Raw genomic sequence first — 21,959 nt, 5'->3', positions numbered from 1 at the left:
TCGAGGCGGTGCGCTGCGCTTCGCTTCGCGGTCGAGGAATCGACCACCCGATTCGAAGAATCCGCCGGAGCGAATCGGTCGCGGTCAGGAGACATCGTTCCGGTCTCAGCGCGCGGGTGGGCGGCGGATCTTCGTGCGGGCCGCAGCGGTCAGGCTCGATTGCCGCCGATGCTGAAACGGGCGCCGGTGGCGTCGGTGACCGCGGCCATCCGGCCGTAGGGGGTGTCCTGGGGCGGCGAGAGCACCGTGCCGCCCAGTTCGGTGAGCCGGCCGACGGTCTTGTCCACGTCGTCGGCGCCGAAGTAGACGATCCAGCCCGCGGGCGCGCCCTCCGGCAGGAAAGCCGAGGCGTCCATGACGCCGCCGAGCATCGGGCTCTCGGCGTGGATGGTCGAGTAGCGGAACTGCGGGGCGTCGGAGACGGTGAAGACGTCCGCCCAGCCGAACACCTCCCGGTAGAAGGTCAGTGAGGCCTCGTAGTCGCGGGTGTGCAGTTCGAACCAGGACGGCGCGCCCGCGTGATCGCGCCACTCACCGCCGGAGACGAAACCCATGGTCTCGAAGCCAGGGAACGTGCCGGCCTCCCAGATGCCGACGCCCGCGCCACCGACATCGCCGAGCACGGCCATCGTGCCCAGCTCACCCACCGCCATCGGCGGCACGATCAGCGACGCCCCCGCCGCGGTCGCCGCGTCGGCGGTGGCTTGTGCCCCGGAACTGGCCAGATACACCGTCCACTGTTCGGGACTGTCGGTGTCGCCGGGCATCCTCGCCATCGCCCCCGCCACCGCGCGCCCGTCCTTGCGGAAGGTGACGTACCCGCCGAACTCCTCACCCGCGCTCTCCGCGGTCCAGTCGAACAGTTCGCGGTAGAACGCGATACTCCGATCGAGATCGGAGCTGTACAAGTCGACCCAACAGGGATCGCCGATCTTCGTGCGCTTCGGTGTGGTCATCGCCGCCCTCCTGGCCTGTGGTGAAACTCGTGTCACCTCTACAGACGCCCGCCACCCATAGAACTCATCGGTCCCGGGCCGACGAGTTCGAGCGCCGGGGGAACGTCAGGACCAGCGAGGCGGCGCCGGCCACCGCCTGGCCGGGCCTGCGAGCGCCACCGGCCTTGCTTCCCGGGTGCGAATGGAACAAAGGGTGTCGCTGGGCGCTGATTCGTCGTAGTTCGCGCCCCTGCTGTGGGCCGACCTGATCACGCAGTATCAGGCGTGCACATCCGCTGCTGGCCCGGCACTGGGCACTCGTTCGCGCAGAGATCATCCCCAAAGCGGCCTATTTCGCCGTCGCTGACACCTGCCGCCCCTAGCAAGCAGCACCGGCACCGCAAGCGCTCAACCCCATAGGTTGCTGCCTACGCGACCACCCACCGCAACCACGTCTTTCGAGCGAAGCGAGACCGAGCATCCGCCGTTCGCGGCCCGGCTCGCGTGTGCGCGGCCGCCGCGTACGCGACGAAGGAGCAAGCGGCGGTCGCGCACACACGAGCCACAAAGGGGCCGCGAACACGCCGCGCCGAAGGCGCGGCCAAACAACACAGCTACGACAGAGAGTAGGACCCGTTCGGCTCGCTCCATCCCGACGGGTTTACGATTCGGAGAGCGCAAGCGAACTGTCGTCTGTTCCGACATCGGAACGGATGCGATCAGCGGAGCCTGCGGAGCGACCTAAAGGCACCTTTCAGGAGGATCAGTGACTGCCGTAGAGCCCCAGCCAGTCCCTCAGTTGGAAGCGACTCGGCCTTATCCGGCTCGGACCGGGCCGAAGGGCTCGTTCATCTACAAGATGGTCACCACCACGGACCCGAAGGTCCTGGGTGTCATGTACCTGACCACGTCGATGGGCTTCTTCCTCATCGGTGGCCTGATGGCCCTGCTGATGCGCGGTGAGCTGGCCAGGCCGGGCCTGCAGTTCCTGTCGCCCGAGCAGTTCAACCAGCTGTTCACCATGCACGGCACGATCATGCTGCTGTTCTACGCCACCGCGATCGTGTTCGGCTTCGCGAACATCATCCTCCCGCTGCAGATCGGCGCTCCCGACGTCGCCTTCCCACGCCTGAACGCCTTCAGCTACTGGCTGTACGCGTTCGGCGCCAGCATGGCGACCGCCGGCTTCATCACCCCCGGCGGCGCCGCGGACTTCGGCTGGACGGCGTACGTGCCGCTGACCGACATCCTGCACTCGCCCGGCGTCGGCACCGACCTGTGGATCCTGGGCCTGGCGGTGTCCGGTCTCGGCACCATCCTCGGTGGCGTGAACATGCTGACCACCGTGGTCTGCCTGCGCGCTCCCGGTATGACCATGTTCCGGATGCCGATCTTCACCTGGAACATCGCCGTGACCAGCGTCCTGGTGCTGCTGGCCTTCCCCCTGCTGACCGCCGCGCTGTTCGGCCTGGCCTACGACCGTCACCTGGGCGGCCACATCTACGACCCCGCGACCGGCGGCATTCTGCTCTACCAGCACCTGTTCTGGTTCTTCGGCCACCCCGAGGTGTACATCATCGCGCTGCCGTTCTTCGGCATCGTCTCGGAGATCTTCCCGGTCTTCTCGCGTAAGCCGATCTTCGGTTACACCACGCTGGTCTACGCCACCCTGGGCATCGCCGCGCTGTCGATCGCCGTGTGGGCCCACCACATGTACGCCACCGGCGCCGTGCTGCTGCCGTACTTCTCGTTCATGACCTTCCTCATCGCGGTCCCGACCGGTGTGAAGTTCTTCAACTGGATCGGCACCATGTGGCGCGGTCAGCTGACCTTCGAATCGCCGATGCTGTTCTCCATCGGCTTCATCGTCACCTTCCTCTTCGGTGGTCTGTCCGGCGTCATCCTGGCCAGCCCGCCGCTGGACTTCCACGTCACCGACTCGTACTTCGTCGTGGCGCACTTCCACTACGTGCTCTTCGGCACCATCGTGTTCGCCACCTACGCGGGCATCTACTTCTGGTTCCCGAAGATGACCGGGCGGATGCTCGACGAGCGCCTGGCCAAGTGGCACTTCTGGACCACGTTCATCGGCTTCCACACCACCTTCCTGGTCCAGCACTGGCTGGGCGCCGAGGGCATGCCGCGCCGCTACGCCGACTACCTGCCCAGCGACGGCTTCACCACGCTGAACACGATCTCCACGATCGGCGCCTTCGTGCTCGGCGCGTCGATGCTGCCGTTCCTGTGGAACGTCTTCAAGAGCTACCGCTACGGCGAGGTGGTCACCGTGGACGACCCGTGGGGCTACGGCAACTCGCTGGAGTGGGCCACCACCTGCCCGCCGCCGCGGCACAACTTCTACGAGCTGCCGCGCATCCGCTCCGAGCGTCCCGCGTTCGAGCTGCACTACCCGCACATGATCGAGCGCATGCGGGCCGAGGCGCACGTCGGCTGGGGCGCGGGCAAGCACGCCACCGACCTGCACGAGCCCAACGCCCTGGCGAAGTAGGGCGCTGCCGCGGCGGGGCCGAACGAGCGAGGTCCGGCCGCGCCGTAGGATTCAGCGCGACGAGTGTGCACCCGCTGGTCACCAGCGGGTGCACACTCGTTTGTGGAGATCAGTACGCACCGTGCGTTGCGACAACGACGTCCAGCACAGCGACGGCGAACATCGAACATGGAGCGCATCAGTTGGCCGACACCACCGTCCTCGTCACCGTCACCGGGCCCGACCGCCCCGGTGTGACGTCCGTGCTGCTCGCGGCCATGTCCCGGCACGGGGTGAGCCTGCTGGACGTGGAGCAGGTCGTGATCAGGGGCAGGCTGACCCTCGGCGTCCTGGTCACCTGCCCGACCGATGCCGAGGCGTTGCAGGACGAGCTCGAAGAGGCCATGAACACCGTCGGCATGCACGTCGACGTCGAGGTGGACGCGGCGATCGGCAGACAGCCGATGTCCACCCACGCGGTGGTCATCCTCGGCAGCCCGGTCACCGCGCGCGCGTTCAGCGCGGTGTCGCGGCAACTGGCCGCGCTGGGAGCCAATATCGACACCATCCGCGGCATCGCCGACTACCCGGTGACCGGCATGGAGTTGATGGTCACCGCCACCGACTCCGGCCCGGACACCGATTCCCGGCTGCGCACGGCGCTGGCCGAGGTGGCGGTGGCCGAGCAGGTCGACGTCGCGGTGGAGCGGGCCGGGCTGGCCCGCCGGGGCAAGCGGCTGATCGTGTTCGACGTCGACTCCACCCTGATCCAGGGCGAGGTCATCGAGATGCTCGCCGCGCACGCGGGCGTGGAGGACGAGGTCCGCAAGGTGACCGAGGCCGCCATGCGCGGGGAGATCGACTTCGCCGAATCGTTGCGGCAGCGGGTCGCGACGCTGGCCGGGCTGGACGAGTCGGTGATCGAGGAGGTCGCCGACCGGATCGAGCTGACCCCCGGCGCGCGCACCACCATCCGCACGCTGCGCAGGATCGGTTTCCGCTGCGGCGTGGTGTCGGGCGGATTCCGCCAGGTGATCGAGCCCTTGGCGCACGAACTCGAACTGGACTTCGTGCAGGCGAACACGCTGGAGGTGGTGGACGGCAAGCTGACCGGCCGCGTCGTCGGCGAGATCGTCGACCGCGCGGCCAAGGCGACCGCCCTGCGCAAGTTCGCCGCCGACGCCGGGGTGCCGATGGAGCAGACCGTCGCGGTGGGCGACGGCGCCAACGACATCGACATGCTCAACGCCGCCGGACTCGGCGTCGCCTTCAACGCCAAACCGGCGCTGCGCGAGGTCGCCGACGCCGCGCTGTCGCACCCCTATCTGGACGCCGTCCTGTTCATCCTCGGGGTCACCCGGCACGAGGTGGAGGCCGCCGACGCCAGGGACGGTTTGCTGCGCCGCGTCCCACTGGGCTGAACGAGCCGGCTCGGCTCGCAGCGGCGTCCGGGCGGCGCTCGACTCCGCGCTGCGTACACCGGCGCGCATGGTTCGCGCCGCTCCCATCGGTAGGCTCGCTGCTGTTGATCATGCGTCGATCGGAGGACTGGTGCGCAAGTCCTTGCCCGCTGCCCGCCGGGTCGGCGGTGGGGTGCGGCGCCATGGCCCCGACACCGGACAACAGCGGCGACCGCACGTCGGGCGGCGGGTCGTTTTCTCGGCGCACCCGTCCACCGGCCACTGCGGCGGTTTCGCGAAAGGTGATGCGGGCGGGGCGAAGCAGGACCGAGCGACGGATTCCGGACCCGTCCGGGCCGCGCCCGTCGCGCCGGCCGCCGGTGGGATGCCGCTGCGGAGTTTTGTGGGCGTGGCGTGTGATGCGCCGCTTCCGACGAGGGAGTACACGCGTCCGTGGGAACGGGGTTCGCTACCGGCCCAGACGTTTTCGTCGATGATCGAGGTGAAGCGATGACGAGCATTCCGGAATGCGGCGCCGAAGTCCGCGCGGACGACGAGACCATCGGCGCGGCAACGCCATCGGGCATCGAAGGATTCCGGGCCCGGCACGCGGAACTGGCCGGAGGCTACGGCGGCGGCGGAGATCCGGACGACCCGGCCATGGTGCAGGCGATGCAGATGGTCCTGCACTTGCCCAAGATCGATCCGCCGCCGCGCAGTGCGCTGCTCGCCGCCGCCGCGTCGGCTGCGGTGGCCCTATGCCTGGACGAGCGGGTCGGGCCGGGCGGCGAGTGGGAGGAGCGCTATCTGGCGTGGAAGCGTTCCCGGATTCGCAAGGTGGCTCGGCGCGCGCGCGGCGCGCAGTGGCAAGCGACTTGCGACGTCGCGGGCGTCACAGTGGAGATCGACGGCGCGCAGGCGCGGGCGCTTGTCCCGGGACCGGTGGGCCGAGTCGATCCGCGGATCAAGCGTCTGCAGATCGGCGGCACCGACCTCGAGCACGACGAGCCGGGCCCGCCCGATCCGGCGCTGCCGGTGCTGTGGGTGAACGCCGGGCTCGGGATGACGTTGGGCAAGGCCGCCGCGCAGGTCGGTCACGCGAGCATGCTCCTGGCCGGCGCGCTGCCGGTGGAGCACGCGCTGCGCTGGGCGGAACACGGCTTCCGCTGCGCGGTGCGTGAGGCCGACGAGCAGCGGTGGGCCTCGCTGGCCGGACAGGTGGCCGACGGCGCTGCGATCGCCGTGCGCGACGCGGGATACACCGAGGTGGCGCCGGGCTCCATGACGGTGATCGCGGTGCCCGCCGCGTCCTGGTGAACCCTCCGCTACGGCGGCGCGGGCGTGTCGGACGGTGCGGCGGATGCGGCCGGGACGGCGGCTTTCCAGCATAGATCCGACCGACCGGGTCGGTTTTCCCTCCCTGCGTTGGCAAGTGCCCCCTCGGGTGGGCCAAGATGGAGCGCGTGCCGCAACCGGATCCCGATCTGCTCATCGATTTCACCGACGTGACCGTCCGCCGCTCCGGCCATACCCTCGTCGGCCCGGTCACCTGGCAGGTCGAGCTCGACGAACGCTGGGTGGTCCTCGGCCCCAACGGCGCGGGCAAGACCTCGCTGCTGCGGATGGCCGCCGCCGAGCTGCATCCCACGGCGGGCGTCGCCCATCTGCTCGGGGAGCGGCTCGGGAAGGTGGACCTCAGCGAGCTGCGTCCGCGGATCGGCCTGTCGTCGGCCGCGGTGGCCAGCCGCGTCCCGGTGGACGAGAAGGTCAGCGATCTGGTGGTGTCGGCGGGCTACGCGGTGCTCGGCCGCTGGCGCGAGCGCTACGACGACGTCGACACCGATCGCGCCATCGACATGCTGGAAAGCCTCGGAGCCGAACATCTGTCCGACCGCACCTACGGCACGCTGTCGGAGGGCGAGCGCAAACGCGTGCTCATCGCCCGCGCGCTGATGACCGATCCCGAACTGCTGCTGCTCGACGAGCCCGCCGCCGGCTTGGATCTGGGCGGCCGTGAGGAACTGGTGGAGCGGCTCGGCGATCTCGCCGCCGACCCCGACGCCCCCGCGATCGTGCTGGTCACCCATCACGTGGAGGAGATCCCGCCCGGGTTCACCCACGGCCTGCTGCTCAACGAGGGCGAAGTGGTCGCGCAGGGCCTGCTCTCCGACGTGCTCACCGCGGAGAACCTCAGCGACGCCTTCAGCCAATCGATCGCGCTCGACCGCGTCGACGGCCGCTACTTCGCCCGCCGCTCCCGCCGGGCGGGCAGCCACCGCACCCGCTGACCCGGACGGTGCGCGGTCGCCCACCGTGCGTGCGCGTCAGGCGTGCCTTCGTCTTCGCTGCGGCCGTGCGCGGACTGCGTCCGACTGCGCCCGTTATGGTGCAAGGGTGAGTGAGACAGAAGCGCAGGCAGACTCTCAGCAACCGGCACCGCCGCTGAAGGACGCGTCCACGGTGATGCTGGTGCGCGACGGGGCCGACGGGCCCGAGATCTTCCTGCAGCGCAGGGTCGGCGCGATGGCGTTCGCGGCGGGCATGACCGTGTTCCCCGGCGGCGGCGTCGACGCGTCCGACGGAACCGCCGACATCGCCTGGGCCGGTCCCGAACCCACGTGGTGGGCCGAACGGTTCGCGACCAGCGAAACCAGGGCCAAGGCGCTGGTCTGCGCGGCGGTCCGGGAGACGTTCGAGGAGTGCGGCGTGCTGCTGGCCGGGCCCACCGCCGACAGCGTCGTCTCCGACACCACCGGCTACCGGGACGCGCGCGGCAGGCTGGAGCGCAGGGAACTGACGCTGGCGTCGTTCCTCGCCGAGGAGAAGCTGGTGCTGCGCGCCGATCTGCTACGGCCCTGGGCGAACTGGATCACGCCCGTGATCGAGCCGCGTCGCTACGACACCCGCTTCTTCGTCGCGGTGCTGCCGGAGGGCCAGCGCGCCGACGGCGCCACCTCCGAGGCCGCCGAGGTGCGATGGAGCACCCCGGCCGAGGCGCTGGCACGCTGGCGCTCCGGCGTCGACGTGCTGCTTCCGCCGACCTGGTCGCAGTTGGTCGCGCTCGGTGAATTCGGCTCGACCGCCGACATCTTGGCCGCGCGGCGCCGGATCGATCCGATCATGCCGGTGCTGGCCGATCTGGACGGCAAACAGCTGCTGTCCTTCCCCGACAACCACCGCTACTTCGCCGACCTGCCCGACGCCGGGCGACTCAAAGGGTCCGCACGGCCCTGAACGGCACCGGCGCCGGTGACCTGCGGGCGGCTCGCCCGCGTCCGTTCTGGGAACGCGGATCTTCCAGGACGACCGCAAGGTTGTCGCGTCAGCGAGCCGCCGGATCACGGCCACCCCGCCCGGACGGTGCACAGCGCCCAGCGCTTCCGAAATCGCCCTGGCGCAATCCGTCTGTGGGACAATCGCTGCATTCTCCAGGTCCGAGGGGGGCTGATGCGTTCGGTGCCGCTGTTGATCTCGATGTGCCTGTTCCTGCTCGCCTGCGGCGGACCCGACCCCGCACCCGGCTCGACGACTACGACTCCGCCGGCATCATCGGTGTCATCCATGCCGACCGCCGAACCCGTTCCGTCGACGGACCAACCGACGGTGACGGTGCTTCGGTCCGAGCCGACCCAGCCCCCCGCTTCACCGACGAACGCGCCCTCGATCCAGGTACCGGAGACAACCGTCCCCTTGACCGAAAGCTTGCCGACAACAGTGGAAGTCAGGGTGACCACTCCCGACAAGGGCGCTCGGCTCACTACGCCCCCGACTTCCCCCATCACCAGTGCCCCGGCCCCGACATCGTAACGATGAGTGCGCGGACCGCTGAGACGTCACCGCCCCGACGGGCGGTCGCGGTCGCGGTGGCGACGTCGGAGGCGGCCCTGACCGTGGCGGTGCTCTACTACGTCGGATCGGTGTACACCCGCGCCTGGTACGGGCACTTCGGAATCGACGCCCGACTGCTGGACTTCAGCGTCTCGGACTATCTCGTCAAGAGCCTCGACGGTGCGTTCTTCCTCGTCCTGTTGGCGTTGTTGATCGCCGCGGCGGTGTTCGCGCTGCGGCAGGCGCCGCTCGTGGTGGTGATGCGCACTCGACGGCCCCGGTGGGCGCTGCGGTGGTGGGTCCGGACAGTCACCGTTGTCGGGGTGGCGCTGTGCGCCGGGGCCGCGATAGGGGTCATGCTGCGCAAGCAGTTGCCCACCTGGACGAGTCTCGGTCTGCCGCTGACGCTCATCGCCGGCGTCGCATTGATCTGGTACGCCCTGGAACTGTCCGCGACCTACCATCGGTTGCTCCACCGACCATTCGGCCGCCCACCGGTCGGGCGGTCTGTCCCGCTTCTGGTCACGCTACTGGGCCTCGCCTTCCTCGGCGGATTCTGGGCGATCGGGTACTACGCCGGCGTCGAGGGCAGCCGGAGCGCGAGGGCGGAAGAAGACCATGGTCTCGCGCATGAACCAGCGGTGGTGGTGTTCAGTGTCGACCGACTCGCCATCGCGGGCGGGAAGTCGCGACTCGACGCGATCACCGGGCCGGACACGAGATACCGCTACCAGTACAGCGGACTGCTGCTCCTGGCCCGCGCCGAGGACCGCTACTTCCTCATCCCGGCCGACTGGGACAAGGAACGCGGCGACCGCGTCTTCGTCATCACCACCTCCGACGATGTCCGGATCGACCTCGCACCACGCCGCGCGCCGCAAGGAGCCGGCCATCCGTAACCGTGTGCCGTAAAACCTGAATTGATCGCCGCCGCCTGCTCGTGCCGGCTCGTCGTGCCGAGCGGGACCGGCGCCGGCGACCCGGCGTCGCCGTTTTCGGGGCTCACCGCTGGTGACGGTGGACACCCGGTAGCGTGCGTCCCATGGCCGAATTCGTGACCCTGGAGCTGACCGAAGGTTCTGCCGCGCGGCGCGTGGCCGTCCTCCGGATCGCCCGCCCGCCGATGAACCTGCTGAACCTGCAGCTGGCGCGCGAGCTGGCCGAGGCGGCCGACGCCGTCGCGGCTGATCCGGGTGTCGCCGCGGTGGTCGTGTACGGCGACGAGCGTGTGTTCTGCGCGGGCGACGACGTGGCCGAACTGTTCGGGCTCGGCAGCGCTCAGGCCGCCGCCATGGCGGCCGATCTGCAGCACGCCCTCGGCTGCCTGGCCCGGATCCCGCAGCCCACCGTCGCGGCGATCAGTGGTTACTGCCTCGGCGGCGGCTTGGAGCTGGCGCTGGGAGCGGACCGCCGCATCATCGGCGACAACGTCAAACTGGGTTTACCGCAGATCGAGACGGGCCTGATCCCGCTCGCAGGTATCCGGCGCCTGTCCCTGCTGGTCGGGCCCGGCGCGGCGAAGGACCTCGTCTACACCGGTCGTTTCGTCGAACCCGGCGAGGCGAAGGCGCTGCGCCTCGTCGACGAAGTCGTCGCGCCCGACGACGTGTACACCGCCGCGATGCGGTGGGCGCGCCAGTTCGCCGACGGACCCGCCCGCGCGCTGGCGGCGGCGAAAGCGGTCTTCGAAGCCGGTCCGCACGGCCTCGATCGCGCCCGCGGCGAGTGGTCGGCCCTGTTCACGACGGAAGATCGCCTGATAGGAACAGGTTCTTATCTGGCCAACGGTCCGGGATCGGCCGAATTCGTGGGCCGATAGCAGGCGTCAACTGCGGATTTGGGTAGGCTTGCCGACCATGACGGTACGTCCCGACGACCCCGCGCCGAACCCGCACGCCACCGAGGCAGAGGTCGAAGCAGCGCTCAAGGATACGAAGCTGGCCCAGGTGCTCTACCACGACTGGGAAGCCGAGACCTATGACGACAAATGGTCCATCTCCTATGACGAGCGCTGTATCGAGTACGCGCGTGGCCGGTTCGACTTGGCCGTCGGCCCCGCGCCGCTGCCCTACGGCAAGGCGCTCGAACTGGGCTGCGGTACCGGCTTCTTCCTGCTGAACCTGATGCAGGCGGGCGTGGCGAAATCGGGCTCGGTCACCGACCTGTCGCCGGGCATGGTGAAGGTCGCGCTGCGCAACGCGCAGAACCTGGGACTGGACGTGGACGGCCGGGTCGCCGACGCGGAGACCATCCCCTACGAGGACGACACCTTCGACCTCGTGGTCGGCCACGCGGTGCTGCACCACATCCCCGACGTCGAGCTGGCGCTCAAGGAGTGCCTGCGCGTGCTGAAGCCGGGCGGCCGCTTCGTGTTCGCCGGTGAGCCGACCACGGTCGGCAACTTCTACGCCCGCTGGCTCGGCCGCATCACCTGGAAGGCCACCACCACGGTCACCAAGCTGCCGATCCTCAGCGACTGGCGGCGTCCGCAGGAGGAGCTGGACGAGTCCTCGCGCGCGGCGGCCCTGGAGGCGGTCGTCGACCTGCACACCTTCGATCCGCGCCAGCTGGAGGCCATGGCCCGCTCGGCGGGCGCGGTGGAGGTGTCGGCCAAGACGGAGGAGTTCGCGGCGGCGCTGTGGGGCTGGCCGGTGCGCACCTTCGAAGCGGCCGTGCCCGCCGAGAAGCTCACCTGGCGCTACCGGATGGCGATGTACCGCGCCTGGCTCGGGCTGAGCTGGGTGGACGAGAACGTCATGCGCCGGGTGGTCCCGCGCCAGTTCTTCTACAACGCCATGATCACCGGCGTGAAGCCCACTTCCGCCGGGAAGTAGTGCCGCGCGACCGCATCGCCCGCCCCGGCAGCACGGTCGGTGCTGCTGCGGTGGGCGGAGGCGAGCCCATGCCGCCGCGGGTGTGGGAACGCCGTAACCGCGCAGGGATCACCACCGGCGCGATCGTCGGAGTCGGGCGGGTCGGCTCGGCGCGCCCGCCGGGACGGAACCGATAGTGGCGTATCGCTTCACCCGCGATGATGTCGGGTATCTGGACAGCGCGACCGGGCGGGCCGCGTTGACCGAGGTGGACGGACTGGCGCTCACCTCGGCATCCCTGCTGAAGGACCTCGAGCTGGTGCGCCGCGCCCACGGCGACCGGGCCGCTGCGCTGGTCGAGACGGTCCGGCTGCGCCGCCGCGCCACGGCCAAACTCGCCGGTGCGGGGGAGTGGCTGTTCACCGACGACGCCTTGCAGCAGGCGACCCCGACGGCCGTCGCGGAACACCGGGCCGCGCGCCTGGCCGGGCGGGCGGTGCACGACGTGACCTGTTCGATCGGCGCCGAGCTGGCCGCACTGGCGCCGCACTGTCCTGCCGTGCTCGGCAGCGATCTGGACGACGTACGGCTGGCCATGTCGGCCCGCAATCTGTCCGGCCGTCGAAATGTCCTGCTGGCCAAGGCGGACGCGCTGAGGCCGTGCAGCGCAGGCACCGTCGTGATCGCCGATCCGGCCCGGCGCGCCGACGGCCGCCGCACCCATGACCCGGCCAAACTGCAACCGCCGCTGCCGGATCTGCTCGACACCTATCGAGGGCGCGATCTCGCCGTGAAATGCGCTCCCGGTTTGGATTTCGACCGGCTCGCCTGGCCCGGCGAGGTGGAGGTGGTGTCGCTCGACGGCTCGGTGCGCGAGGCGTGCCTGTGGTCGCCGGGACTCGCCGAGGCCGGTGTCACCCGCCGCGCCACGGTGCTCTCCGCCGGAGCCGCCGCGTGGACCATCACCGATGCCGACTCCGACGTCATCGACGAGCGTCCGCCCGGGCAGTGGATCATCGACCCGGACGGCGCCGTCGTGCGCGCCGGACTCGTCCGCCACTACGCCGCGAAACACGGCTTGTGGCAGCTCGATCCGCGCATCGCCTATCTCACCGGCGACGCCGTGCCCGAGGGAGTACGCGGATTCCGCGTGCTCGACCGCATGGACCTCCGCGAGAAGGCCCTGCGCGCCGAGCTGCATCGCCGCGACTGCGGCCCACTCGAAATCCTCGCCCGTGGTGTCGACGTCGACCCCGATGCCCTCCGTTCGCGTCTCAAACCCCGTGGCAGCCGACCGCATACGCTGGTGATCACTCGCATAGGGCGTACCGCGACGGTCTTCCTCTGTGCGACCCCGTGACCATCCGGGTGGGCCGCTATACGGGAAGTCCGGCGATGACCAGCCGTGCGGCGTCGGCCCACCGTTGATCCGACGGCGGCGCGGGTAGATTGCCGCCGACCAGGAAGACGGTGACGACGAACCGGTCGGTGAGAATCCATGCCCGCGGGTAGTCGGTCTTCGCTTCGAGCAGCACCGCTCGCCCGATCCCGGGGAGTTCGCGCGTGTTCGGTTCCCTCAGCCGCGCAATGGTCGCATCGGTGACCGGTCCCTGTCGCGGCCGCATCACTTTGATCGACGCGGTGAAGGACAAGATGCCACCGGCCGTGAGGTAGTAGGTGCAGCTTCGCCCGTAGGTACCGTCATTGCGCTTGGTGTTGGTGTCCTGTCCGTCGCGCAGGCTCACACCGGCGAGCGCGCTGATCTCCGCACCGCTGAGAACGCATTCGTCGTCGACGGCGTGTTCGGTGAACGGCTCGGCGGGAGCCTTCGCCGATGTGGTTCCCGCGGAGGGGCTTTGCGATGCTCCGACCGGATGTCCGTCGACCGTTGCCGCGCAGGCGACGACAGACGTCAGCAGGACGATCACGGCAGCCGTCGCTTCACCGAGCCGCGCGAAGACACTGTTCCCCCACATGATTCCCCCTCGACCACAATGACAAGATCGAGGCGACTCTACCCGGCCGCACCGACAATCCGCGTTCCAGCGTCGATTCACCCGCGTTCGCGCTGCCCCGGCCGACCGGTCATGCTTGCTCGCGGGAAGCTGCCGGAGGGTACGCCGTTGCCGCGCGCTGTTGTCTTTCGTTGGTGCGGTGAGCGCGCGCTACCTCGAACGGGTCCGCCGATGCGTGTCGCTGCACTGCGAGCCCGTACTCGGCGGGTCCCCGGGACCGGTGTCCGCGCGGGCCGGGTCTACTCCGGCTCGAACGCGAAGATCTCGCCGATACGGGTGGCGACCACGACCTCGCCTTTCGCGCCGACCGATGTTCCGGTGGTGGTGCCCTTCGCGCCCGGCAGGACGTCGGAATCGATGGTGGCTCCGGTACGCGTGTCGAAGGTGACGAGGTTCAGCCCGTCACCGATCGCCGCGGTGACGTAACCGGTCTCGCCCGCCGTCTGCGCGGCCGGGCCGCGCAGCGCCAGATCCTTGCGCTCCCACGCCGTTTCGGCGGTGTCGCCGTTGTCCCGCAGCGCGAGCAGGTAGCCCTCCTCGCCCGACGGGACGACCAGGCCGTCGTCGGACACCGAGATGCCGCCGCGCGGTGTCCAATCCAGCCGGTGGACCCACTTGGTCCGCCCGTCGGCGGTGTCGATGGCGATCAGGCGGTTGTTGTTGTCGCCGACGTAGACGGTGGCGCCGTCGGCGGACAGCGCCGGGCTGGTCGCGCTGCCGCCGAGCAGCAGTTCGGCGCTCCACTCCCGGGCGACCTTGGCGCCGGTGTAGCGCAGCGCGACCAGGGCCGCGGCAGGCCGCCCCGGCTGCCACAACGTCACGTAGAAACGGCCGCCGGCGTCGATCGGGGAGATGTTCGCGACGGGGCAGTGCGGCCCTCCGGTGGCGCAGTCGTCCAATCCCTGGCCCGCGTCCGGCCAACCGAGGCCGGCGTGCGCGAGGAAATCGGGTTCGCCGAGCAACTGCACGGTGGGAACGGCCCGATCGCCGGTCTGCCTGGACAGCACGTCGACCTGACCGGACTGGCTGATCGTCAGCAGTTTGCCGTCCCCGGTGAACTGCACCGACACCGGCGTACCGGCCACCGGCGTCGCCCACCGCGGCTGCCCGAGGTAGTTGAAGGAGATCACCCTGCTGTCGTCGCCGACGTAGACGTTGGTCATCCCGTCCACCGCGGACGGCGCGGAGATGGCGCTCGGGCCAAGGGCGTTGCAGAACCGTTTGCGGCCCGTGGCCATCTGGAAGGAGAAGATCGAGCAGTTCGGCAGGCGCGTGGTGACGAACAGCTGACTGTCCGGCCCCAGCGTGACCGGCTGGGCGATCGGCCCGCCGACCGGCCGCTGCCAGCTCAGCCCGATCTTGCGCGATCCGGTGACCGGAGTGGTGCCGCTGTTGCGCCCGTCGTGGTAGGCGGCGGTCCAGCCCTTGCCGGTGCCGACGGTGATGTCGTCGTAATCGGTGCCGCAACCGGCCAGCGTCAGCGCGCCGACCGCGGCAAGCACGACCACGGCGCGTTTCCGGGACGGTCGCCACATGGAAGTAGCCAGTACGCCGCCGCTTCGCACCTGCCGTACTCCTGTCGTCGTTTGGCTCGCATCCGCGCCCTTTCCGGCGCAGGAGTCACTGTACGGGAGCCCTTTGCGCGGGTGAACGAGTCCCGGCGTTGTCGTAGCGGGTGCTCGTCGCGACGCTCGCCACGGGCGATAGGCTCTATCCGTCGCCGCCGAGGCGGTCGACGGCCGGTAGGACCACGACAGGAGAACCGTTCGTGACGAGCATGTGGGGCGCACCGTTGCGCTCGCGCTGGCGGGGATCGCGCCGCCGGGATCCGCAGCAGGCGCGTTTTCTGACGCTGGCGTCGCTGCGCTGGGTGCTCGCGAACCGGGCGTACACGCCCTGGTATCTGGTGCGTTACTACCGGCTGTTCAAGTTCCGCCTGGCCAACCCGCACATCGTGCTGCGCGGCATGGTCTTCCTCGGCCGCCGCGTGGAGATCCACGCCACCCCGGAGCTGAGCCGCATGGAGATCGGCCGCTGGGTGCACATCGGCGACGGCAACGCCATCCGCTGCCACGAGGGCTCGCTGCGCATCGGCGACAAGGTGGTGTTCGGCAAGGACAACGTGGTCAACACCTACCTCGATATCGAGATCGGCGAATCGACCCTGGTCGCCGACTGGTGCTACATCTGCGACTTCGACCACAAGATGGACGACATCAACGTCCCGATCAAGGATCAGGGCATCGTGAAGAGCCCGGTGCGCATCGGCCCCGACACCTGGATCGCGGCCAAGGTGACCGTGCTGCGCGACACCCGCGTCGGCCGCGGCTGCGTGCTCGGCGCGCATGCCGTGGTCAAGGGCGAGATCCCGGATTACAGCATCGCCGTGGGCGCACCGGCCAAGGTGGTCAAGAACCGCAAGGCGGCCTGGGAGGCGGGCGCGGAGAAGCGCGCCGAATACCTTGCCGCGTTGGAGGACATCGCGCGCAAGAAGAACGGGGCCACGCAGACCGCCTAGCGCGGCGGGCGCGCGAATTCGTCGGTGCGGGCGAGTAGGTTCGGCGCCATGACTGCCTACGCCGCCCTGTTGCGCGGGATCATGCCGAGCAATCCGAACATGAGCAACGCGAAGTTGCGCGGGGTGTTCGAATCGCTCGGGTTCGAGGGCGTCGGTTCGGTGCTGACCAGTGGGAACATCGTGTTCCGCAGCCCGGAGACCGACGTGCCCGCGCTCGAGGAGCGCATCCAGGAGGCGCTGATCCGTGACTTGGGCATCGGCGGCGGCACCATAATCCGCAGCCATGACGAACTGCGCGCGCTGCTGGACACCGACCCGTTCCACGGCCTGACCCACGGCCGCGGCACATACTTGATCGCCACGTTCCTCAAGGACACGGCCGAGCCTCCGGCAACCCTGCCCGAGCGGCCCGACCCGCTCACCAAGGTCGTCGGCTACGACGCGGCGGCGCGCGCCATCCTCGCGATCATCGACAACAGTCAGCCGGGCAAGACGCCGGACTTCATGTCCTGGCTGGAGAAGACGTACGGCAAGGACATCACTACCCGCACCTGGCTCACCATCGAGCGCATCGTCAAGAAACTGGCGGCCTAGGCGCCTTCGACGCGTTTCTTCAACGCCTCGTTGAGGGCGACGAAATTGTCGCGAGTGTTTTCGATCATCGCGCCGGTGAACGCGACGAGCGCCCCGGAGAACTTCTCGCTCTGCACCAACTGTGTTCCGCCATCGATCGCAGTGAGCACGAATCGATGCTCGCCGTCGAAGATGCCGGGCACCAGCAGTCGCCCGATCCACCGCAGCTCCCGCCCCGGCTCCGCGGCCAGCACCCTCGGCTTGAACGTCATCGCCCGCCCCTGCTTCGGCACCATCCGCAACGTCAGCTTCGCACCCGTACGCAGCTCACCGGCCGCTTGCTGGATGAACGGATTCCACTGCCCATAGGTCGGCAGATCGCTGAGCACCGCCCACACCTGCTCGGGAGTGGCGTTGATATCGATGGATGTGGTGATCTCACGCACTGTCCGTCTAACCTCGTCTTTCGCGAAAAGCTCTCGGCGCCAGGCTCGATGAGCCCTGACAGACCATCGAGTATTCCAGACCGGCCCTCTCCGCCACCCCTGGCGACGAGAGACAGGTCCTCATCCCTGTCCCCGGCGCAGTAGGCGGCTACTTCGGATCGCGTTCCGGCAGCGGGCGTTCCACGATGGACGGGCGGCCCAGCGGGTTGCGCACGCGCCGTTTGGCCGACTGGTACACCTGCGCCGTCTCCGCGGCCACCACGTCCCAGGAGAAATCGGCGGTGAGCCGTTCCCTGGCGGCGTAGGCGCGCTGCTGCGCGGCGGCGGGATCGTCGAGGGTGGCGCGGACCGCCTCGACCAGGCCGTCGATGTCCGCCGGCGCGAACGAGGCGCCGGTGACGCCGTCGATCACCGCCTCACCGAGGCCGCCCGCCGTGGAGGTGATCAGCGGAGTGCCCGCCGCGGCCGCCTCCAGCGCGACGATGCCGAACGGTTCGTACCGGCTCGGCAGCACGATCGCGTCGGCGCCGTGCAGCCAACCGAGCAGTTCGGCGTGGTCGAGCTGACCGGCGAAGTTCACCGCGCGCGCGACGCGATGCACCCGGGCGCGCTCGCGCAACCACTCGAACTGGGTGCCGACGCCCGCGACGGTCAGGGTGGTTCCGGGGTGGGCGCGGCGGATGCGCGGCAGCGCGGCGATCGCGTCCTGCACGCCCTTCTCGTACTCCAGCCTGCCCACGTACAGCAGTCGCGGCGGACCGCTGCGCGGCGCGCGCGGGCGGAAGGTCCACGAGCCCACGTCGATGCCGTTGCGGATCACCGTCATCGGGATCCGCTCCGGACCGTAGAGCCGCTCGACTTCGTCCTGCATGGACGCCGAACAGGTGATCAGCGCGTCGGATTCGTTGGCGAGCCACCACTCCACCGAGTGCACCTGCTTGTTGACCTTGCCCGCGACCCAGCCGCTGTGCCGCCCGGCCTCGGTGGCGTGGATGGTCGATACCAGCGGCACGTCGTAGTACTCGGCCAGGGCGATGCCGGGGTGGGCGACCAGCCAGTCGTGCGCGTGCACCACGTCGGGGGTCCAGCCGTCACCGATGCCCGGCTTGCCGAGCGCGACGCCCGCGCGCACCATGGCGTGCCCCATGGCCAGCGTCCAGGCGAGCATGTCCTCGCCGAAGTCGAACACCGGCGGGTCCTCCGCGACCGCGACCACCAGAACGCCCTCGGCGATGTAGGAGTGGGTGGGATGGGTCGAGGCGTCGGTGCCGGAGGGCCGCCGGGACAGCACGACCACCTCGTGACCCGCCGCGGCCAGTTCGACGGCGAGGTGATGCACGTGCCTGCCGAGCCCGCCGACCACGACCGGTGGGTACTCCCACGACACCATCAAAATCTTCATGCAAGTCCTTCTGCGGCCGAGCCCGGGTCCGCCGGAACCGGTCCGTGGCCCGCGGTGGCGGGGCCATGGCCTGGGGCGGCGGCGGAAACTGCCCCGGTGGCGCTGGGTACGGACCCCGCGGAGGTGAGTCGTCGCGCGTCCACGCCGGGGAAGAGTCCGTCAGCTTCCCCCCATCCTGCCGCCAACTGCCGTGCTTTCGCGAGTTGGCCCGCCCCGACGGCCGCGGCGATTTCCCGGACCGCGTGGGCGTGGCGGTGCGCGCGGTCGCGCGCGTACCCCGCGGCGGAATCCTTGCTGACCATGAACGCCCAGTCGCTGGAGACGGTCAGGATCGCCTCGCGCAGCAGCTGATCGGCGACGTGATCGCGAAGTCCCGGCGCGCCGCCCTGCGCGGCGCGCATCTTGTCGACGGTGTCCAGGGTCAGCCGCACGATGTCGTCGTTGAGTTCGACGAGGTCGCGCACCTGCTCGCCCGCCCACACCCGCCAGTCCTTGCCCGAACCCCACGACGAGTCGGCCAGCGGGACCGGTTCGCCCAGGTAGCCGCGCGCTCTGGCGTCGGAGAGGGTGCCCACGGTGACGCCCGCCTCCGGCAGCGCGCGCAGCACCTGCGCCAGCCATTGCGGGCCCTCGTGCCACCAGTGGCCGAACAGTTCGGTGTCGAACGCGGCGACGACCAGGGCGGGCCTGCCGATCCGCTCGGACTCGGAGATCAACCGCTCGCGCACCGTCCGGACGAAGTCGTCCACGTCCCTGACGACGGCCGCGGCGGCCAGTTCCGGATCGTAGGGAGCCTTGTCCGGACCCGCGACGGTCTTACCGGTGACCCGCGCGGGTTTCAGACCCGTGGCGTGGTCGTAGTGATGAAAGTCACGGTAGGCGCCGTGGCCGGGATAGCCGGATTTCGGCGACCACACGCGATAGCTCACCTGCAGATCACGTCCGAACGCCACCACGTCGGAGTCGTGAACCGGGCGGCCGAGCGTCGTATCGCCGCGCAGCGCGGGTCCGTCGACCATGAAATGCGTCACACCCGCGGCGGCGTAGCCGACCTCCATGCCGGGGGTGTATCCGCATTCCGGCGCCCAGATGCCGGTGGGCGTGTGGCCCCAGCGGTGCCGTGCGTCGGCCAGGCCCTCGGTGAGCTGGAACTGCCGCAGCCGCGGGTCCAGCAGCGGCTGGAACGGGTGGGCCAGCGGGCCGCCGAGCAGTTCGATGGTCTCCGCGTCGATGAGCGCGCGCCAGACCGGCGCGGCCCCGTGCCGCCAGTGCTGCTCGAATTCGGCCGAGGCGGCGGCGGCCAGACGGTGTTCGTGCCTGCCCAGCGCGACGTTGCCCGCCATGGCGGCTTCGTCGGCGCGCAGCTGCCAGTTGCCCAGCCAGTGGTGCATGCCCGCCAGGCAGTGCGGGTCGTCCAGCTGCGCCGCGAGCACCGGTGTGATGCCGAGGCTGAGCAGATGCGAGCGGCCTTCGGCGGCGAGGGCGCGCAGCACCTCGACCACGGGTAGATAGGACGCGGCCCAGGACTGGTAGAGCCATTCCTCGCCGACCGGCCAGCGCCCGTGATGGGCCAGCCAGGGCAGGTGCGAGTGCAGGACCAGGGTGAACTGGCCCGGCACGGGGCTCGCTGCGTGGGTACTGCGTTCGCTCAAGGCTTCACCGCGATGGCGATCAGATCCAGGCTCGCGTCGATGTCGGCGGCGAGCAGTTCGAAATCGTCCACCGTGACGCTCGCGACGTCGGCGGTCAGTTCCGCGGGCCAGGGTTCCCCCGCCAGCGCGCGTTCGATCTGCGCGTCGATGAACGACCCGCCGTGCTTGGCGTCCAACGCTTTCAGACCCGGTCCGTGGTGCACGCCGATCATTTGCGAGACCTCGAACCCGGCCTCGACCAGTAGTTCGGTCAGCTCGGCCGCGTTGAGTTCCCTGGTGTGGAACGGGTTGAGCGGAGTGTCGCGACCGGGGGAGAAGGTGATCCGGTTGGGTGTGCTGATCAGCAGCTCACCGCCGGGACGCAGCACCCGCAGGCACTCGCGCAGGAACTGGGACTGGTCCCAAAGGTGCTCGATCACTTGGAAATTCACCACGACGTCGACCGAGGCGTCCTCCAGCGGCAACTCGGCGAGGTTGCCCTGGATCATCTCGACGCGGGGGTAGCGCGAGCGCACGTGCTCGACGGCGCCGGTGTCGTAGTCCACGCCGATCACCTTGGTGGCCACGTCGGCGATCATGTCGGCGCCGTAGCCCTCGCCGGAACCGGCCTCGAGCACGGTCTTTCCGGCGCAGCGGTCCAGCAGCCGGGCGTAGGCGATCTCGTGCCTGCGGAACCAGTAGTTCTCCTCGGCGATGCCAGGAACGGTGCGCTCACCGGTCAGCGGCAGTGGTTCGACGGAGCCGACGGTCGTCTCGGTAATGCCGGTCGGGTCGCCCACTGCGGCAGGGATCACAGCCTCGCTCATCACTCCGACGTTACTGGCACGGCATCCGCGGGGCATACCCCACCCGGCCGCCCCGGAGCGCGGCTTCGCTCGCCGGGAAAGGGGTCGCCGAAACCGCGCACTGTAGTGCGTGGTAACCAATTGTGAGAGAGAAGCCACTAAGTTACCCACGGGTAACTTAACGTAGGGTAATGTCACGGCCTGAGCCACCCACCGGGGCGTACGGCGCAGTTCGTGCGACCACCACATACGTGTAACCAGAACAGGAGGTCGACGAAGACCGATGCCGAACATCGTCGTACTCATCAAGCAGGTTCCCGACACCTGGTCGGAGCGCAAGCTCACCGATGGTGACTTCACGCTCGATCGCGAGGCCGCCGACGCCGTCCTCGACGAGATCAACGAGCGCGCCGTCGAAGAGGCGCTGCTGATCAAGGAGGCCCAGGGCGGTGAGGTCACCGTGCTGGCCGCCGGTCCCGACCGCGCCACCGAGGCCATCCGCAAGGCGCTGTCCATGGGCGCCGACAAGGCCATCCACATCAACGACCCGGCCATCCACGGCTCCGACGCCGTGCAGACGGCGTGGGTGCTGGCGAGCGCGCTCGGCCAGGTCGAGGGTGTCGAGCTGGTCATCGCGGGCAACGAGGCCACCGACGGGCGCGCGGGCGCGGTGCCCGCGATCATCGCCGAGTACCTCGGCCTGCCGCAGCTGACCCACCTGCGCAAGCTGACCGTCGACGGGGACAAGATCACCGGCGAGCGCGAGACCGACGAAGGCGTGTTCAAGCTGGAGGCGTCGCTGCCCGCCATCGTCAGCGTCACCGAGAAGATCAACGAGCCGCGCTTCCCGTCCTTCAAGGGCATCATGGCCGCGAAGAAGAAGGAAGTGCAGACCTTCACGCTGGCCGACCTGGGCGTCGACCCCTCGACCGTCGGCGTCGCCAACGCGGGCTCCACCGTCACCGCGGCCACGCCGAAGCCTCCGCGCACCGCGGGCGAGAAGATCGCCGACGAGGGCGACGGCGGCACCAAGATCGCCCAGTACCTGATCGGCCAGAAGATCATCTGATCTCGGTAGCGCAGACTTCCTAGGAGAGAACACAC

At 69.6% G+C, this 21,959-nt stretch carries 19 protein-coding genes; 12 read left to right on the top strand and 7 right to left on the bottom strand.

The window, feature by feature from the left end:
• Positions 1-149: 149 nt before the first annotated feature.
• The gene (locus tag ACH49X_RS06000) at positions 150-956 is read right to left on the bottom strand and encodes a VOC family protein (RefSeq protein WP_357208218.1); all 807 of its coding nucleotides are present in this window, start codon (positions 954-956) and stop codon (positions 150-152) included.
• Positions 957-1,701: 745 nt separating this feature from the next.
• On the opposite strand from ACH49X_RS06000, the gene ctaD reads away from it, so the two are divergent.
• From ctaD to ACH49X_RS05955, 9 genes are all read left to right on the top strand, one after another.
• Positions 1,702-3,444, top strand: coding sequence for a cytochrome c oxidase subunit I (ctaD, locus tag ACH49X_RS05995; protein WP_195078573.1), 1,743 nt, complete (start codon positions 1,702-1,704; stop codon positions 3,442-3,444).
• Between the two features lie 182 nt (positions 3,445-3,626).
• On the top strand, positions 3,627-4,844 hold the full coding sequence (gene serB / locus ACH49X_RS05990; protein WP_357112336.1) for a phosphoserine phosphatase SerB: 1,218 nt from the start codon (positions 3,627-3,629) through the stop codon (positions 4,842-4,844).
• Between the two features lie 489 nt (positions 4,845-5,333).
• Positions 5,334-6,140, top strand: a complete 807-nt coding sequence (locus ACH49X_RS05985; RefSeq protein WP_357112339.1) for an aminoacyl-tRNA hydrolase — start codon at positions 5,334-5,336, stop codon at positions 6,138-6,140.
• 137 nt (positions 6,141-6,277) lie between these two features.
• A complete protein-coding gene (locus ACH49X_RS05980; RefSeq protein ID WP_195078576.1) occupies positions 6,278-7,111 on the top strand; it encodes an ABC transporter ATP-binding protein in 834 nt (277 codons plus the stop codon).
• Between the two features lie 175 nt (positions 7,112-7,286).
• On the top strand, positions 7,287-8,057 hold the full coding sequence (locus ACH49X_RS05975) for an NUDIX hydrolase (protein WP_323124230.1): 771 nt from the start codon (positions 7,287-7,289) through the stop codon (positions 8,055-8,057).
• A 575-nt stretch (positions 8,058-8,632) separates the two neighbouring features.
• Positions 8,633-9,550: a hypothetical protein gene (locus ACH49X_RS05970; protein ID WP_195078578.1), complete on the top strand. Its 918-nt coding sequence runs from the start codon at positions 8,633-8,635 to the stop codon at positions 9,548-9,550.
• A gap of 143 nt (positions 9,551-9,693) precedes the next feature.
• Entirely contained in the window at positions 9,694-10,470 is a 777-nt protein-coding gene (locus tag ACH49X_RS05965) for an enoyl-CoA hydratase-related protein (protein WP_195078579.1), read from the top strand.
• Positions 10,471-10,507: 37 nt separating this feature from the next.
• Positions 10,508-11,485, top strand: a complete 978-nt coding sequence (locus ACH49X_RS05960) for a methyltransferase domain-containing protein (protein ID WP_195078580.1) — start codon at positions 10,508-10,510, stop codon at positions 11,483-11,485.
• A gap of 175 nt (positions 11,486-11,660) precedes the next feature.
• Positions 11,661-12,824, top strand: coding sequence for a class I SAM-dependent methyltransferase (locus ACH49X_RS05955; RefSeq protein ID WP_357112346.1), 1,164 nt, complete (start codon positions 11,661-11,663; stop codon positions 12,822-12,824).
• Positions 12,825-12,840: 16 nt separating this feature from the next.
• Here the strand turns inward: ACH49X_RS05955 and ACH49X_RS05950 are convergent, their stop codons facing one another.
• Together ACH49X_RS05950 and ACH49X_RS05945 are read right to left on the bottom strand one after the other, a co-directional pair.
• Entirely contained in the window at positions 12,841-13,440 is a 600-nt protein-coding gene (locus ACH49X_RS05950; protein ID WP_357112349.1) for a DUF3558 family protein, read from the bottom strand.
• Between the two features lie 278 nt (positions 13,441-13,718).
• A complete protein-coding gene (locus tag ACH49X_RS05945; protein ID WP_357112352.1) occupies positions 13,719-15,014 on the bottom strand; it encodes a PQQ-binding-like beta-propeller repeat protein in 1,296 nt (431 codons plus the stop codon).
• Positions 15,015-15,247: 233 nt separating this feature from the next.
• On the opposite strand from ACH49X_RS05945, the gene ACH49X_RS05940 reads away from it, so the two are divergent.
• Both ACH49X_RS05940 and ACH49X_RS05935 read left to right on the top strand, forming a co-directional pair.
• Positions 15,248-15,997 (top strand): acyltransferase, encoded by a 750-nt coding sequence (locus tag ACH49X_RS05940; protein WP_357206972.1) that lies wholly within the window; start codon positions 15,248-15,250, stop codon positions 15,995-15,997.
• A 48-nt stretch (positions 15,998-16,045) separates the two neighbouring features.
• Positions 16,046-16,591 (top strand): DUF1697 domain-containing protein, encoded by a 546-nt coding sequence (locus ACH49X_RS05935; RefSeq protein ID WP_357112355.1) that lies wholly within the window; start codon positions 16,046-16,048, stop codon positions 16,589-16,591.
• Here the strand turns inward: ACH49X_RS05935 and ACH49X_RS05930 are convergent.
• The 4 genes from ACH49X_RS05930 to ACH49X_RS05915 form a co-directional block, all read right to left on the bottom strand.
• Positions 16,588-17,016 (bottom strand): SRPBCC domain-containing protein, encoded by a 429-nt coding sequence (locus tag ACH49X_RS05930; protein ID WP_357112358.1) that lies wholly within the window; start codon positions 17,014-17,016, stop codon positions 16,588-16,590. The two genes, ACH49X_RS05935 and ACH49X_RS05930, sit on opposite strands and share 4 nt — an antisense overlap.
• 148 nt (positions 17,017-17,164) lie before the next feature.
• Positions 17,165-18,418 carry a glycosyltransferase family 4 protein gene (locus ACH49X_RS05925; protein WP_195078586.1) on the bottom strand — a complete coding sequence of 418 codons (1,254 nt, stop codon included), beginning with the start codon at positions 18,416-18,418 and terminating at the stop codon, positions 17,165-17,167.
• Entirely contained in the window at positions 18,415-20,070 is a 1,656-nt protein-coding gene (locus ACH49X_RS05920) for a glycoside hydrolase family 57 protein (RefSeq protein ID WP_357206970.1), read from the bottom strand. The genes ACH49X_RS05925 and ACH49X_RS05920 overlap by 4 nt, the downstream gene beginning before the upstream one ends.
• Entirely contained in the window at positions 20,067-20,876 is an 810-nt protein-coding gene (locus tag ACH49X_RS05915) for a bifunctional 2-polyprenyl-6-hydroxyphenol methylase/3-demethylubiquinol 3-O-methyltransferase UbiG (RefSeq protein WP_195078587.1), read from the bottom strand. Before ACH49X_RS05915 ends, ACH49X_RS05920 begins: the two co-directional genes overlap by 4 nt.
• A 262-nt stretch (positions 20,877-21,138) precedes the next feature.
• On the opposite strand from ACH49X_RS05915, the gene ACH49X_RS05910 reads away from it, so the two are divergent.
• Positions 21,139-21,924, top strand: a complete 786-nt coding sequence (locus ACH49X_RS05910; RefSeq protein ID WP_195078588.1) for an electron transfer flavoprotein subunit beta/FixA family protein — start codon at positions 21,139-21,141, stop codon at positions 21,922-21,924.
• Positions 21,925-21,959 lie beyond the last annotated feature (35 nt).

Source organism: Nocardia sp. NPDC019323, from assembly GCF_044389845.1.
GTDB classification, from domain to species: domain Bacteria; phylum Actinomycetota; class Actinomycetes; order Mycobacteriales; family Mycobacteriaceae; genus Nocardia; species Nocardia implantans.
Note: the sequence above shows the minus strand (reverse complement) of the source record. Positions and strands in the feature narration are given on the sequence as shown.